The organism is Terrabacter sp. NPDC080008, from assembly GCF_040702505.1.
GTDB lineage: Bacteria > Actinomycetota > Actinomycetes > Actinomycetales > Dermatophilaceae > Terrabacter.
The window spans coordinates 761,745-776,361 of record NZ_JBFBLC010000002.1 but is presented as its reverse complement, the minus strand read 5'-3'; the positions used below and the strand labels follow the sequence as shown (position 1 = coordinate 776,361).

Here is a 14,617-nt window from a genome sequence, read left to right as displayed (position 1 = left end):
CCGGGACGTGCGCGGACCGTCCGGAGCGAGGTGGGAGGCAGCGAGCACGCTCGCTGCGTCCCACCTCCCCGGCTCCACGGCAGGCTCGCTCCACCCCACACCAGACCACGAACGGCACGACAGCGAAGGGCATCCATGGCCACCGTGTACTTCGACGAAGCGACTCGTCGGTTCTCCAGGGACGACGCGCCGGCGGTCGACGGCATCACCCTCGACATCGCCGACGGCGAGTTCCTCGTCCTCGTCGGTCCCTCGGGGTGCGGCAAGTCGACGACGCTGCGGATGCTCGCCGGTCTCGAGCCGGTCGACGGGGGCCGCATCCTCGTCGACGGCCACGACCAGAAGGGCGTGCGTCCCCGCGACCGCGACATCGCGATGGTGTTCCAGAGCTACGCGCTCTACCCCAACATGACGGCGGCCCAGAACATGGCCTTCGCCCTCGACAACGCCAAGGTCAGCAAGGCCGAGACGAAGCAGCGCGTCGCCGAGGCGGCGAAGATCCTCGAGCTCGAGCAGCTGCTCGACCGCAAGCCCGGGCAGATGTCGGGCGGCCAGCGCCAGCGTGTGGCCATGGGGCGTGCGATCGTGCGCAACCCGAAGGTGTTCTGCATGGACGAGCCGCTGTCCAACCTCGACGCCAAGCTGCGCGTCTCAACGCGGTCGCAGATCGCCGGCCTGCAGCGGCGTCTCGGGATCACCACCGTCTACGTCACCCACGACCAGGTCGAGGCGATGACGATGGGCCACCGGGTCGCGGTGCTGCGCGACGGGAGGCTCCAGCAGGTCGACACCCCGGAGCGTCTCTACGACCACCCGGTCAACACGTTCGTCGCGGCCTTCATCGGGTCCCCGGCGATCACGTTGGTCGAGTCCGACGTGCGTGAGGGTGTCGCGCACGTCCACGGCGTACGCGTCCCCCTCGAGCGCGGCGTCGCCGGGCGCGCGGGGGAGAAGGTCGTCGTCGGGCTGCGCCCGGAGTCGTGGCACGTCGTGCCCATGCCGGACCGGCGTTCCGACGGCTCCATCGGCTCCGACGGCTCCGACGGGTCGTCGCTGGCGCTCAACGTCGAGCTCGTGGAGTCCCTGGGCGCCGAGTCCTTCGTCTACGGCCGGCCGGTCGGCGCCGACGAGGGTGCCGACCGGGTCACCGTCCGCCTCGACAAGCGCACCCACCTGACGGTCGGCGACGTCGTCCACGTGCAGCCCAACCAGGGCGAGGTGCATGTCTTCGACGCCGCGTCGGGCGCCCGGATCGAGGCCTGAGTGTCGACGCGACCCGGACCCTGGGCCTCGGGCCGGTTCGACGTCGAGGGGCACCGCGGTGCCAAGGGCCTCGTCGTCGAGAACACCCTGGCCAGCTTCAGCGCGGCGTTCGAGGCGGGCGTCACCGGTGTCGAGCTCGACGTCCGGCTGACGGCCGACGGTGCGGTGGTCGTCTGGCACGACCCGGTGCTGCTGCCCGAGAAGTGCCTGCCCACCGGTCCCGATCTCGTCGGTGCCCGGCTGGCCGACCTGACGCTCGAGCAGCTGCGCACCGTCGACGTCGGAAGCCAGACGCTCGCGGGCTTCGCGGGCCAGCGGGCCGCGCCCGGCGCCCGGGTCTCCACCCTCGACGAGGTGCTCGCCCACGGTCGCGAGCACGCCCCCAACGTGTGGTGGACGATCGAGCTCAAGGTCAACCCGCTTGACGAGGGCGAGTCGGCAGGCCGGCGACAGCTGCTCGAGGGCGTCCTCGCCGACGTCCACGAGGCAGGGGTCGAGCGGCAGTGCTTCGTGCACTCCTTCGACTGGGCGGTCCTCGAGCTGTCGGCACAGCTGGCGCCCGACGTCGCCCGGTCGGCGCTCGTCGAGGCGTCCGTCACGTGGATGCCGGGCAGCCCCTTCACGGGCAGCGTGAGCGTGGGGGAGTCGCACGACGACGTGTGCGAGGGGGCGGCAGCGGTGGGCGCCCAGGTCATCTCGCCGGAGCACGTCCTCGTCGACGCGGACTTCGTCGTGCGTGCCCACGACGCCGGGCTCGCCGTGCTGCCGTGGACGGTCAACGATCCCGACCGGATGAGCGCGCTGGTCGACGCCGGCGTCGACGGACTCGTCTCCGACTACCCGGACCGGGCGCTGGCCCTGCTGTCGCCCGCCTCCGTCTGAGGCGCGGGCAGCGCTCCTGGCGCCGTCCCGTGCGCCATCGAGCCACCCCGCGGTCGTCGGGCGCCCCACCCGACCGGTGCCCAGACGCCCGTGGCACACTCGGGCCAGCGACAGGCCGGCCGGCGGGCCGACACGAGCGGGGTCGACACCACCGGTCGATCCGTCGAGGTCGGCCCTGCCGCCCGGGTGCAACAAACGGGTGGGGACCCCTGAACCCCACCCATTCGCTGGAACCGCGTTCCAGCGGAACTCATGATGCGTTCGAAGGGCTCTCATGTCAACAGGCCGCGCGTACGACAACACCTCGCGGGAGCAGGCCGCGCTCCAGCGCCGGGCCCGGATCATCGAGGCTGCCCGCGAGATGCTGCTGCGCGAGGGCTACCACGCGATGTCGGTCGGCGAGCTCGCCCGCACGGCTGGCGTCAGCGCCCAGACCGTCTACAACGCCGTCGGCGGCAAGTCCGCGGTCGTCAAGGCCGTCTACGACGTCATGCTCGTCGGCGACGACGAGCCCGTCCCCATGCAGGACCGCCCGGAGTTCCGGGCCATGTCCCAGGCGCGCGACCGGGAAGGGTTCGTGCGCGCGTACGCCGCCCTGTGCGCCATCATCTACGAGCGCGTCGGCCCGCTCCTCGGCGTCCTGCTCGCCGAGGGCGGTGGCGGTGACGCCGGCCTGCAGGAGTTCGTCGCGACCATCGACCGCGAACGGCGCGCCGGGAACGAGAACGCCCTCGCCGCCCTCGAGACGGCGCACGGGCTCCCGGACCACCTGGACCGCAAGCGGTTCATCGACATGGTCTGGACCATCACCGCGCCGGAGATCTACGACCGCTTCGTGCGCCGCTGCGGCTGGACACACCGGATGTATGCCGCTTGGCTGGCCGAGGCGCTCGTGGCGACCTTCGACCGCGCCAGCACCGCAACCCAGGAGGACTGACCATGCCCCGCCAGATCGCGACCAACACTGAGGTCGACCGCGACGCCATGCTCGACTTCGTGCGGCCCCGGCACTCGATGGTGCTCATCACGCAGCGCTCGGACGGTCGCCCGCAGGCCTCCCCGGTCACCGGAGGTGTCGACGAGCAGGGTCGCATCGTCATCTCCACCTACCCCGAGCGGGCCAAGACGACCAACGCCCGCCGCCGGCCCCAGGTGAGCGTCCTCGTGCTCTCCGACGACTTCGGGGGCGAGTGGGTGCAGCTCGACGGCGACTGCGAGGTGCTCGACCTGCCCGAGTCCGTCGAGCCGCTCGTCGACTACTTCCGTGCCATCTCGGGCGAGCACCCCGACTGGGACGAGTACCGCCAGGCGATGGTCGACCAGGGCAAGTCGCTGCTCCGCGTCACCCCGACCCGCTGGGGACCGGTCGCCCGCGGCGGCTTCCCGGCCCGGCTCGCCTGAGCCCGTGCTGCGCGTCGGCGTCACGGGAGGCATCGGCTCCGGCAAGTCCACCGTCTCGCGGCGGCTCGCCGAGCTCGGCGCTCACGTCGTCGACGCCGACCTGGTCGCGCGCGAGGTCGTCGAGCCCGGGGAGCCGACGCTGCAGCGGATCCGGGAGCGCTTCGGCGACGAGGTGATGCGCGCCGACGGGACCCTGGACCGGGCAGCGCTGGCGGCCGTCGTGTTCCCCGACCCGGAGGCGCTCGGCGCGCTCGACGCCATCACTGGTCCGGCCATCGCCCAGCGAGTGGCGCAGCAGCGAGCCGCGGCACCCGACGACGCCGTCTCGGTCTACGACATGCCGCTGCTCGTCGAGCGCGGCCTGTGGGTGCACGAGCACCTGGCCGTCGTCGTCGAGGCCGACGTGGAGACCCGGGTGCGCCGGCTCGTCGAGCAGCGCGGCCTTGGCGAGGACGACGCCCGGCACCGCATCGCGGCGCAGGCCACCGACGCGCAACGGCGGGCCGCGTGCGACGTCGTCCTCGACAACTCCGGGACCCCCGAGGACCTCGTCGGTCCCGTCGACGCGCTGTGGCACAGCCGGCTCCTGCCGTATGCCGTCAACCTCGCCAGCGGGAGCCGTGCCCGCCGCCCGGAGCGGGCGAGCGAGTGCGTCGTCGAGCCGCGCGCCGACTGGGAGGCCCGGGCCGAGCGCGTCGTCGCCCGGATGGCCGCCGCGCTCGCCACGACGGGTGTCGTCACCGAGGTGTCGCACATCGGGTCCACCTCGGTGCCGGGGCTCCTCGCCAAGGACGTCATCGACGTCCAGGTCGGGGTTCGGCAGCTCGCCGAGGCCGACCGCGAGGACGTCCGGGCGGCCTTCCTCGACGCCGGCTACGTCTTCTCCCACGGCAACCACAGCGACACGCCACACCCCCAGGGGGCGGACGCGGCGGGATGGACCAAGCGCTTCCTCGGCGGGTGCGACCCAGGCAACCAGGTGCACGTCCACGTCCGCGAGCACGGCTCTGCCGGTTGGCGGTTCGCGCTGCTCTTCCGCGACTGGCTGCGCCACGAGCCCGCTGAGCGGGAGTCGTATGCCGCCGAGAAGCGCCGGTTGCTGGCGCTGCACGAGACGACCTCCGACTACGTCGAGGCCAAGGAGCCGTGGTTCGAGGGCGCGTGGCACCGGGCGAACGCGTGGGCCGAACGCACCGGCTGGCAGCCGCGGTAGGACGCACGCGGCATACGTCCTCGGTGGAAGCGGCCACGCGGCATACGCGGGCGGTCTGCGGTGTTGTGCGTGACATGCGTGGTGAGTACAAGGTCCCCGGTGGCAAGCTCGTGGCGGTCGACCTCGAGGAGGTCGACGGCAGGCTGGCGGACGTCAGCGTCTCGGGAGACTTCTTCCTCGAGCCCGACGAGGCGCTCGGCGACATCAACGCCGCCCTGACCGGCATGCCGGTCGATGCCGGCGTCGACGAGCTCGCGGCCGCCGTGACCGGCGCGCTCGGCGACGGCGTGGCCCTCATCGGCTTCACGGCCGAGTCCATCGGCATCGCGATCCGGCGCGCGCTCGGCAAGGCGACCGGGTGGGACGACCACGACTTCGAGGTCATCCCGGCCCGGGTGCTCGACCCCGCGCTGCACGTCGCCCTCGACGAGGTTATCTCCCGGGAGGTGGCAGCGGGGGAGCGGCCGCCGACGCTGCGCTTCTGGGACTGGGACAGCCCGCTCGTCGTGATCGGGTCCTTCCAGTCGGTCCGCAACGAGATCGACCCGGAGGGCGCGGAGCGGCACGGCATCAACGTGGTCCGGCGCGTCTCCGGCGGCGGCGCGATGTTCATGGAGCCCGGCAACACCATCACCTACTCGCTCGTCGTCCCCACCTCGCTCGTCGAGGGCCTGAGCTTCGAGCGGTCCTACTCCTTCCTCGACGAGTGGGTCATCGAGGCGCTCGCCGAGATCGGCGTCAACGCCCACTTCGTGCCGTTCAACGACATCGCCAGCGAGAAGGGCAAGATCGGCGGTGCGGCGCAGAAGCGCTTCGCGGCGGGAGCTGTGCTGCACCACGTGACGATGGCCTACGACATCGACGCCGACAAGATGCTCGAGGTGCTGCGCATCGGCCGCGAGAAGATGAGCGACAAGGGCACGAAGTCGGCCAACAAGCGCGTGGACCCGATGCGCTCGCAGACCGGCATGACGCTCGACGCCATCCTCGAGTCGTTCGCCGCGTCCTTCGCCAAGCGCTACCGGGCGACCGTCGCGGACTACACGCCGGAGGAGCTCGAGGCGGCGCAGCGCCTGGTCGACGAGAAGTTCGCGACCGCCGAGTGGACGCACCGGGTCCCGTGAGGTCGGCCGACGGAGGCCGCGGAATGGGCACTGTCGGTGCCCGGACGTACGGTTGACCCATGCGTCCGACGACCGACCTCCAGCGCACGGTGGCACCCTTCGAGGTGATCTCCGAGTACACGCCGAGCGGCGACCAGCCGGCGGCCATCGCCGAGCTCGCGCGCCGGGTCAAGGCGGGCGACACCGACACCGTCCTGCTCGGCGCCACCGGGACGGGCAAGTCCGCCACCACCGCCTGGCTCATCGAGCAGGTCCAGCGGCCGACCCTGGTCATGGCGCCCAACAAGACGCTCGCCGCGCAGCTGGCCAACGAGTTCCGAGAGCTGCTGCCCAACAACGCCGTCGAGTACTTCGTCAGCTACTACGACTACTACCAGCCCGAGGCATACATCCCGCAGACCGACACCTACATCGAGAAGGACAGCTCGGTCAACGACGAGGTCGAGCGGCTGCGGCACTCTGCCACCAACTCGCTGCTGACTCGGCGCGACGTCATCGTCGTCGCGTCCGTCTCGTGCATCTACGGCCTCGGCACGCCCCAGGAGTACGTCGACCGGATGGCCCGGCTCAAGGTGGGCCAGGAGATCGAGCGCGACACGCTGCTGCGCCGCTTCGTCGAGATGCAGTACACCCGCAACGACCTGGCCTTCACCCGCGGCACGTTCCGCGTGCGCGGCGACACCGTCGAGATCATCCCGGTCTACGAGGAGCTCGCGATCCGCATCGAGTTCTTCGGTGACGAGATCGAGCGCATCTACACCCTGCACCCGATCACCGGCGAGGTCGTCCAGGAGGAGCAGGAGATGTACGTCTTCCCGGCCTCCCACTACGTCGCCGGCCCCGAGCGCATGGAGCGGGCCATCCGCGGCATCGAGCTCGAGCTCGAGGACCAGCTCGCCCTCTTCGAGAAGCAGGGCAAGCTGCTCGAGGCCCAGCGCCTGCGCATGCGCACCACCTACGACATCGAGATGATGCGACAGGTCGGCTTCTGCAACGGCATCGAGAACTACAGCCGCCACATCGACGGCCGCACGGCCGGCTCGGCGCCGAACTGCCTCCTCGACTACTTCCCCGAGGACTTCCTGCTCGTCCTCGACGAGTCCCACCAGACGGTGCCGCAGATCGGTGCGATGTACGAAGGCGACATGTCGCGCAAGCGCATGCTCGTCGAGCACGGCTTCCGCCTGCCGAGCGCGATGGACAACCGCCCGCTGAAGTGGGAGGAGTTCCTCGAGCGCATCGGTCAGACGATCTACCTCTCGGCCACGCCGGGGGAGTACGAGCTGGCCAAGTCCGGGCCGCCGGTCGAGCAGATCATCCGTCCCACGGGCCTCGTCGACCCCGAGGTGGTGCTCAAGCCCACGAAGGGCCAGATCGACGACCTCATGCACGAGATCCAGGAGCGGACCAAGCGCGACGAGCGCGTCCTGGTCACCACGCTCACGAAGAAGATGGCGGAGGACCTCACCGACTACCTCCTCGACAAGGGCATCCGGGTCCGCTACCTCCACAGCGACATCGACACGCTGCGCCGCGTCGAGCTGCTGCGCGAGCTGCGCACCGGCGTCTTCGACGTCCTCGTGGGCATCAACCTGCTGCGTGAGGGCCTCGACCTGCCTGAGGTCTCGCTCGTCTCGATCCTCGACGCCGACAAGGAGGGCTTCCTCCGGTCGGCACGCTCGCTCATCCAGACCATCGGCCGCGCCGCCCGAAACGTCTCGGGCCAGGTGCACATGTACGCCGACAAGATGACGCCGTCGATGGAGCAGGCCCTCGAGGAGACCAACCGGCGCCGCGAGAAGCAGATCGCCTACAACCTCGAGCGGGGCATCGACCCGATGCCGCTGCGCAAGAAGATCGCCGACATCACCGACCTGCTCGAGCGCGAGGACGCCGACACCCAGGAGCTGCTCGGGTCGGGCCGCATGCAGTCCCGGGGCAGGAGCGGCGCCGGCCGCGGCGCGATGGCGGCCGACGTCGGCGTCTCCGCCGGTGGTGCCTCCACCCGGCCGGCCGACATGGCGGCCGCCGACCTCGCGAGCCTCATCCAGGAGCTCACCGCTCAGATGCACCAGGCCGCGGCCGACCTGCACTTCGAGCTCGCGGCGCGCCTGCGCGACGAGATCGGGGAGCTCAAGAAGGAGCTGCGCCAGATGAGCGCGGCCACGCGCTGAGGGGCACGGTCATGGGGCGTCCGGAGGAGTCGGTGGCAACGCGGCTGCGATCGGCCGCCCTCGCCCTGCCGGGCGCCTGGGAGGACTCGCCGTGGGACGGCGACACCGTGGCCAAGGTCGGCGACAAGATCTTCGTGTTCCTCGGTCCCGGCTCCATCGGCGTCAAGTGCGCGCGCAGCCGTGCGGAGGCCGACGAGTGGCTGGTGCGCTATCCCGAGGACGCGACCGTCATGCCCTACATCGGCCGGCACGGCTGGAACACGCTGCGCACCACGGGAGCCATCGACGAGGACGAGCTGCTCGAGGCGCTGGAGACGTCCTACGAGATCGTCGTCGCCGGCCTGCCGCGGAGCCGGCGACCATCGCCCCGGCCGATTTGAGCGACTGCCCGTCGAGGTGAAAGAGTGGGGCGTTCACGGAGGGGAGTATCCCCGACACGACGGGCTCGTCATCACGGAGCGGACCCACCGCCGCTCCCGGTCCCGTCGGTCCGGCCACGTCGGGCGGGAGAGACCTCCGGTTGCTGATCTGGTGACCGGAAGGTTGTGCCCATGAACGTTCCCGCGTGGGGTTGGATCCTCACCCTCGGCCTGATGGCCGTGTTCCTGCTCGTCGACGTCCTCGTCATCTCCCGCCGGCCGCACGTGCCCTCGATGGCCGAGGCCGGTCGCTACCTCGCCTTCTACCTCGCGGCGGCCGTGCTCTTCGGGCTGTTCGTCTGGTTCGAGTGGGGCGGGCAGTACGCCGGTGAGTTCTACGCCGGGTGGCTGACCGAGTACTCCCTCTCGGTCGACAACCTCTTCGTCTTCCTGCTGATCATGGCCAGCTTCAAGGTGCCGCAGAAGCTCCAGCAGTCGGCCCTCATGGTCGGCATCATCATCGCGATCGTCCTGCGCGGCGTCTTCATCGCCCTGGGCGCCGTCGTCATCAACGCGTACTCCTGGGTCTTCTACCTCTTCGGCGCCTTCCTCGTCTACACGGCCGTCAAGCTCGTGACGGAGGGCGAGAGCGACGACGACGAGTTCCACGAGAACCGGTTCCTGCTCTGGGTCGAGAAGCGCTTCCCGGCCACGAAGCAGTGGAACGGCACGCGCCTGACCGTGCTCGAGGGCGGCAAGCGGCTCATCACGCCGATGCTCATCGTCATCCTCGCGCTCGGCACGACCGACCTGCTCTTCGCACTCGACTCGATCCCGGCGATCTACGGGCTGACCAAGGAGCCGTTCCTCGTCCTGACGGCGAACATCTTCGCGCTCATGGGCCTGCGGCAGCTCTACTTCCTCATCGGCGGCCTGCTCAAGAAGCTCGTCTACCTCAGCATCGGACTCGCCGTCCTGCTCGCCTTCATCGGCGTCAAGCTCGTCCTGCACGCCCTCCACGAGAACAACCTCCCGTTCCTCAACGGTGGCCGCCCGATCGAGGGGGTCCCGGACATCCCGATCTCGGTGTCCCTCGGCGCCATCGTGCTGATCCTCGGCGTCACGACCGTCGCGAGCCTGCTGAAGTCGCGGCGCGACGCACGCCTGGAATCCGCCTCGGTCGTCGGCTCGGGCGGCGGCGCGCACACCGGCAGCGACGACACGCCTTGAGCCTTCTCCGAAGTTCGCTCAAGGTCGGGTGGTTATCGTCGGAGTCCGGATGCCCCTCGCCGGGTATTCCGCTACGTGACGACCTCCGACCCAGCAGACGAGACCCCGATGGCGGCACCATGACGACCTCCTCATGACGACCCGGACGCTCGCGCCCATCACGGCGCGTCCTGCACCGCCGGTCGTCGACCGCATGCCCGCGTACCGGCGCTACCTCGTGCCTGCCGTCATCGCCTTCGCCCTGCTCGTGACCGAGGCTCTGCCCCAGGCCCTGACGCCGTTCATCCGGCAGGACGACTGGCCCTTCCTCGTGCCGGAGAACACCTCCGGTGTCACCTCCGTGGCCGAGCACGACCTCTACGAGGGCCGCTGGCTCAACCACCTGTGGTGGGCCGTGATCGGCCAGCACGGCACGCCCACGTCGGCCGCCATCACGTATGCCGTCGGCTACGCCCTCGTGGTCGCTGGGCTGTGGCGCGTGCTGCACCTCGCCGGCATCCGCCCCCGGCCGCTCGTCGACGTCCTGCTCGGCGTGGCCCTCTACGCCTCTGCCGTCTGGGTGCAGCTGCTCTACTGGCCGGGCGTCCTGACCCCGTCGGTGCTCGTGGCCGCGGGCGCCCTGTGGACCCTGCCGTGGGCCATGGCCTCGCGGCTGCGGCTCGGCCTGTGGCTGGGGCTGTGGGAGGCGTGCGCGGTGCTGACCTACCCGCCCGTCGGAGTGCTGTTCGTGCTGTGCGCCGTCGTGCTCCTGGGCAGGGCGTCGTGGTGGCGGGTGCTGGCGGTCCTCGGTGGATGGGTGGCGGCCTTCGCGCTCGGCGTCGGCATCGCCTACACGCTGAACTGGATCGGCAACGACTACTTCGGCATCAAGATCGCCCCGTGGCGCCACCCGAACCCCCTCACGTCGGTGAGCGCGCTCGTCACCAACACGGGCCGATGGGCATCGTCCGCCGGTGCCCTGTGGGCGGCGCAGTGGTGGGTCGCCGTGGTCGCGGTCGTCGCGATCGTGCTGGGCCTGCGCGACCGCGCTCTGCGTGGCCGGATGCTCCGACTGCTGGCCGCGCTATCCGTGGTGGCGGGCATCGACGCAGCGCAGGTCCTCGTGACGGGCGTCGTCACCGACTCCCGGGGTCAGCTGTGGACCTGGTACGTCGCCGTGCTCCCGGTCGCCCTGCTGCTGTCGGAGCCCGTCCGCACCCCGCGGCTGCACCGCTGGGGCGTGGCGGCCCTCGTCGTGCTCGCCGTCGGCGGAGTGCTCACCTGGCGCTCCGACGTGGGAGAGCACCAGGCGACGCGCGCGCAGTACGCCGCCATCGCCGAGGAGGCCACCCGGGTCGGTCCCGACGGGGAGCGACCGTTCGTGGTGGTCTACATGGAGCCCACCCTCCGCCATTCCCGTGAGGGCGGGATCATGGCGGGGACCATGCGGATGGCCATCCGCGCCGACCAGGACGGCCTGCTGCCCGACTGGTGCCGACCCTCCGAGTGCCGGCAGCTCATCGCCCGGTCGTCCGAGGGCCCGGTGATCGACCTCGGCCGCACCGGCTCGGGGCCACGCGTCGTCGGGGTGGTCGTGCCCTACCCGCCGGCGTGGATCTTCGACGCCGAGTCGACGGCGGCGGCCAGGCAGGCCCTCGCCCGCGCCGAGCAGCCGCGGTAGGACAGCCGGCGGAGCAGAGCCCGCCTAGTGCGTCACCAGAGAGCTGCGCAGCGCGGCGCGACGTCGCCGCAGGCTGGCGATGACGAGGCGCTGCCGCCGCAGGAGCAGGCGCCGCTCGGGGTTCGTCACGAGTCGCCCACCGAAGGGGACCAGCGTGGGCAGGTGGCGCAGACGGTCCTCGATCGCGCTCAGCGCGCCGATCAGCTCTCGGATGCTCATCGAGGACAGCTGCTGCGCCGTGTCCTCCGTGGACCCGGCCAGGTTGGGTGCATGCGACATGCGGTACTCCAATGCGAAAACGGTCACAGCCGGCGCTGTCGCCCCAGGGCGACTGTCCACGTCGGCCACCCGATCGGGGTGGCGTCCCGGGCGCGGCCTCGTGATCAGGAACCTACGGCGTGGGTTCGCGACCCGACAGGGACCTAGGTCCCGAACCGGGCGACCAATGTCCGAAGTTCACGAGTGACGTTGCAGGACAAGGGGCTACAGCGAGACCGGAAAGGGGGCCTGCAGTGGCGTCCCGGCCGGGGACGGCTCCCGGCCGAGGCCTGCGAGCACGGCGGTGCGATCGTCCAGCCCCTCGGGCAGTTGGGTCCCCGCCACGGCCTCGAGGGTCGTCCGGGTCCACGCCAGCCCCTCGCGTCCGCGGCCGTCCGGATCGCCGTCCGGCTCGCCGTGCTCGCTGCCGCCTGCATCGAGGTCCAGGTCGAGGTCGAGCTCGTGCACGGCCAGCTCGACGACCCAGGTGGCCAGGAAGTCGCCACTGCGCAGGCGCTTGCCCTGGAAGGTGACCGTTGCCTCCGGCATCGCGCGCACGGCTCCCCGGGCAGCGTAGGCGACCTCGCGCAGGTGGGCCACGGCGCTCGTGGGGCGGCCGTACGCGGCGGCCGTCCGACGGAGCCAGAGGATGTGGGGCACGGGGTCCCGGTCCCGGTCGTCGGGGTGGGCCGACCAGTAGGACGCGGCGTCGTGGTCCGGAGCGAGCGAGCTGGTCACCAGCGTCCCGAGGGCCATCTCCTGCAGGCCCGACCGGACGTGCACCACGACGTCGAGCCGGCTCCACCCGTGGCACCGCGCGGGCGCGAGCAGCTGCAGGTCGTCGCAGCCCTCAGCCGCCTCGACGAACTCGCCGACCTGCCGGCAGAGCGTCTCGACGGCAGGCTCGTGCGCGAAGGACCGCGACCACATGCTCGGGACCCTACGCCGCCCGGGGCGTGCTCAGAGCCGGTCGAGCGCGTGGAGGTATCGCCCGGTCATCGCGTCCTGGACCCAACGACTGACCGGGCCGCCGAGCCGGGCGAGGACGGAGGCGTGCCGTGAGACGGCGGCCACGGTGAACCGGATGCTGCCGTCGGGCTGCCGCTCGAGGACGAACCGCTCCTCGCCCGACTCCGGGTGTCCCGGGAGGGTGCCGTAGGCGAAACCCCTGCGGTCCGGCTCGTCGACGACCTCGACGACACGGCACGGGATCCTGATGCCCAGGCCGCCCATGCCCAGGCGCAGCTCCACCACCGTGCCCGCCCGTGCGGCGGTCCCGGACGCGCGGGCCTCGAGACCGGCCCGGTCGTGCACGCGCCAGGCGAACAGGTCCCGAGCGGCGCCGTCGAAGTCCCGCCGCGCCAGGTTCAGGCTCTTCGAGAAGTGCCGGTAGCCGGGAGGTGGCTCATCCGTCATCAGGTCGCGCGGATACGTCAAGGGTGCCGCCCGCCGGGCGGCGGCCCGTTCCTCGCCCAGCGGCCTGACCGTCATGCCCCCATCGTCCCTGAACGCTCGGGTCAGAGGAACCGGGCGCGGCGGGCGGCCATCGACCCGGTATGGGGTCGGGAACACCTCGTATGCCGTGTGCCGACGTCCGCAGGGCGCGCCGAGGGGGTCTGGCGCGCGGCCACCAGCCCGCAGGGCCACGGGGGAGGGAGGGGTGCCCCCGAGCCCGTGCTAGCGGACGCGGTGGGCGACGACCCAGCCGGCCAGGGCGGGGAGGGCCATGACGGCGAAGACGACGGCATACGCGGTCGGCACGGCGGAGCCGGTGCCCGCGAAGACGATGGCCGACACGGCGATGGCGGTCGCGGCCCCAGAGGAGTCGCCGATCTGCAGGGCGGAGCTGACGAAGCCCTGCTCGGTCTCGTCGGCGCGCGCCAGGGCCTGGGCGGTGACCCGCGGGTAGAGGGTGCCGATGCCCAGCCCGACGAGCGGGAAGAGCGCGACGACGACCCAGGTCGGGGCACCCACGGCGACGGCCGTCGACAGGCCCACCAGGCCCAGGGCGATCGCCGCCAGCGACACGGCGGACGTGCGGCCCACCTCGAAGCGGTGGTCCCAGCGGCCCTGCACCCAGGAGCCGACGAACCAGGTGACGCCGGTGATGGTCAGGGCGACACCGGCGAGGGCCGGACTGAGACCGTCGCGGTCGGTCAGGAGCCGGGGGAGGTAGACCTCGGCGCCGCTGAACGCCGCGAAGGCCAGGGCACGCAGGGCGATGTCGGCCGGCAGACCCCGAGCCGCCCGGAGGGTGCCGCGCGGCATCAGGGGCAACAGCGTCAAGGTCACGACGACCATCGCCAGCACCGCGAGGGCGATGCCGACCGGGTCCAGGCGGTCGGAGGCGGCGTTGAGCCCGAGCACGGCGGCTGCCAGCAGGACCGACGCAGCGATGGAGCGGCGGCGCCACGGCACGTCGACGAGCTGCTGTCGCAGGCCGGTGAGGATGCGGCCGAGCAGCACGGCGGCGACGACGAGGACCACGAGGGCCAGGCCGAAGACCCACCGCCATCCGATCGTCTGGGCGATGAGGCCGGCGACGAAGGGGCCGGCGATCGACGGCACGACCCACGCGGCCGAGAAGCCCGCGAGGATTGCGGTGTGCAGCCGCTGCGGGTAGACGCGGGTCACGAGCACGTAGAGCGCGGTGCTCGTCATGCCGGCGCCGAGCCCCTGGACGACTCGCGCGACGACCAGCAGCCCCATCGACGGTGCCAGGCCGGCCACGACGAGGCCGGTCGCGAACAGGCAGAGGCCGATGAGCAGGGGCGGGCGCGGGCCGCGCCGGTCGGCCAGGTTGCCCGACCACACGATGCTGACGATGCCCGAGGCGAGCGTGGCCGTGAACGCCATCGCGTAGAGCGACTCGCCGTCCAGCTCGCGCGCGATCGTGGGCATGACCGTCGTCAGCGCGAGCGCCTCGAAGGCGTGGAGCGACACGAGCGCCAGGACCCCGACGGTCGTGGCGCGCAGAGCCGGCGAGAGGATGCCGCCGCCGTCGTCGGGCACGGCGTCCCGGGCGTCAGGGCGCATCGTGCTCGAGGTCATGG

General features: G+C 71.6%; 14 protein-coding genes. 10 read left to right on the top strand and 4 right to left on the bottom strand.

Features of this window, described 5'->3' with window-relative positions:
• Window positions 1-135: 135 nt before the first annotated feature.
• The 10 genes from AB0316_RS09645 (at window position 136) to AB0316_RS09600 (ending at window position 11,306) form a co-directional block, all read left to right on the top strand.
• On the top strand, window positions 136-1,263 hold the full coding sequence (locus AB0316_RS09645) for an ATP-binding cassette domain-containing protein (RefSeq protein ID WP_366272585.1): 1,128 nt from the start codon (window positions 136-138) through the stop codon (window positions 1,261-1,263).
• A complete protein-coding gene (locus AB0316_RS09640) occupies window positions 1,264-2,145 on the top strand; it encodes a glycerophosphodiester phosphodiesterase family protein (protein ID WP_366272583.1) in 882 nt (293 codons plus the stop codon).
• Between the two features lie 274 nt (window positions 2,146-2,419).
• The gene (locus tag AB0316_RS09635; RefSeq protein ID WP_366272581.1) at window positions 2,420-3,082 is read left to right on the top strand and encodes a helix-turn-helix domain-containing protein; all 663 of its coding nucleotides are present in this window, start codon (window positions 2,420-2,422) and stop codon (window positions 3,080-3,082) included.
• 2 nt (window positions 3,083-3,084) lie between these two features.
• A complete protein-coding gene (locus AB0316_RS09630; RefSeq protein ID WP_366272579.1) occupies window positions 3,085-3,546 on the top strand; it encodes a PPOX class F420-dependent oxidoreductase in 462 nt (153 codons plus the stop codon).
• A gap of 4 nt (window positions 3,547-3,550) precedes the next feature.
• Window positions 3,551-4,759, top strand: coding sequence for a dephospho-CoA kinase (coaE, locus tag AB0316_RS09625; protein ID WP_366272577.1), 1,209 nt, complete (start codon window positions 3,551-3,553; stop codon window positions 4,757-4,759).
• Between the two features lie 74 nt (window positions 4,760-4,833).
• Window positions 4,834-5,883 (top strand): biotin/lipoate A/B protein ligase family protein, encoded by a 1,050-nt coding sequence (locus tag AB0316_RS09620; RefSeq protein ID WP_366272575.1) that lies wholly within the window; start codon window positions 4,834-4,836, stop codon window positions 5,881-5,883.
• 59 nt (window positions 5,884-5,942) lie between these two features.
• Complete coding sequence (gene uvrB, locus AB0316_RS09615; RefSeq protein ID WP_366272573.1) at window positions 5,943-8,057, top strand: excinuclease ABC subunit UvrB; 2,115 nt, start codon at window positions 5,943-5,945, stop codon at window positions 8,055-8,057.
• An 11-nt stretch (window positions 8,058-8,068) separates the two neighbouring features.
• On the top strand, window positions 8,069-8,437 hold the full coding sequence (locus tag AB0316_RS09610; RefSeq protein ID WP_366272571.1) for an MmcQ/YjbR family DNA-binding protein: 369 nt from the start codon (window positions 8,069-8,071) through the stop codon (window positions 8,435-8,437).
• 171 nt (window positions 8,438-8,608) lie between these two features.
• The gene (locus AB0316_RS09605; protein WP_366272569.1) at window positions 8,609-9,646 is read left to right on the top strand and encodes a TerC family protein; all 1,038 of its coding nucleotides are present in this window, start codon (window positions 8,609-8,611) and stop codon (window positions 9,644-9,646) included.
• Between the two features lie 133 nt (window positions 9,647-9,779).
• Window positions 9,780-11,306, top strand: a complete 1,527-nt coding sequence (locus AB0316_RS09600) for a hypothetical protein (protein ID WP_366272567.1) — start codon at window positions 9,780-9,782, stop codon at window positions 11,304-11,306.
• A gap of 24 nt (window positions 11,307-11,330) precedes the next feature.
• Here the strand turns inward: AB0316_RS09600 and AB0316_RS09595 are convergent, their stop codons facing one another.
• The 4 genes from AB0316_RS09595 to AB0316_RS09580 form a co-directional block, all read right to left on the bottom strand.
• On the bottom strand, window positions 11,331-11,585 hold the full coding sequence (locus tag AB0316_RS09595; RefSeq protein ID WP_366272565.1) for a hypothetical protein: 255 nt from the start codon (window positions 11,583-11,585) through the stop codon (window positions 11,331-11,333).
• 204 nt (window positions 11,586-11,789) lie between these two features.
• Window positions 11,790-12,494, bottom strand: coding sequence for a maleylpyruvate isomerase N-terminal domain-containing protein (locus AB0316_RS09590; protein ID WP_366272563.1), 705 nt, complete (start codon window positions 12,492-12,494; stop codon window positions 11,790-11,792).
• A 30-nt stretch (window positions 12,495-12,524) separates the two neighbouring features.
• Window positions 12,525-13,055 carry a DUF1990 domain-containing protein gene (locus AB0316_RS09585; RefSeq protein WP_366272562.1) on the bottom strand — a complete coding sequence of 177 codons (531 nt, stop codon included), beginning with the start codon at window positions 13,053-13,055 and terminating at the stop codon, window positions 12,525-12,527.
• 186 nt (window positions 13,056-13,241) lie between these two features.
• Window positions 13,242-14,615: an MFS transporter gene (locus tag AB0316_RS09580; protein ID WP_366272561.1), complete on the bottom strand. Its 1,374-nt coding sequence runs from the start codon at window positions 14,613-14,615 to the stop codon at window positions 13,242-13,244.
• Window positions 14,616-14,617: the final 2 nt, after the last annotated feature.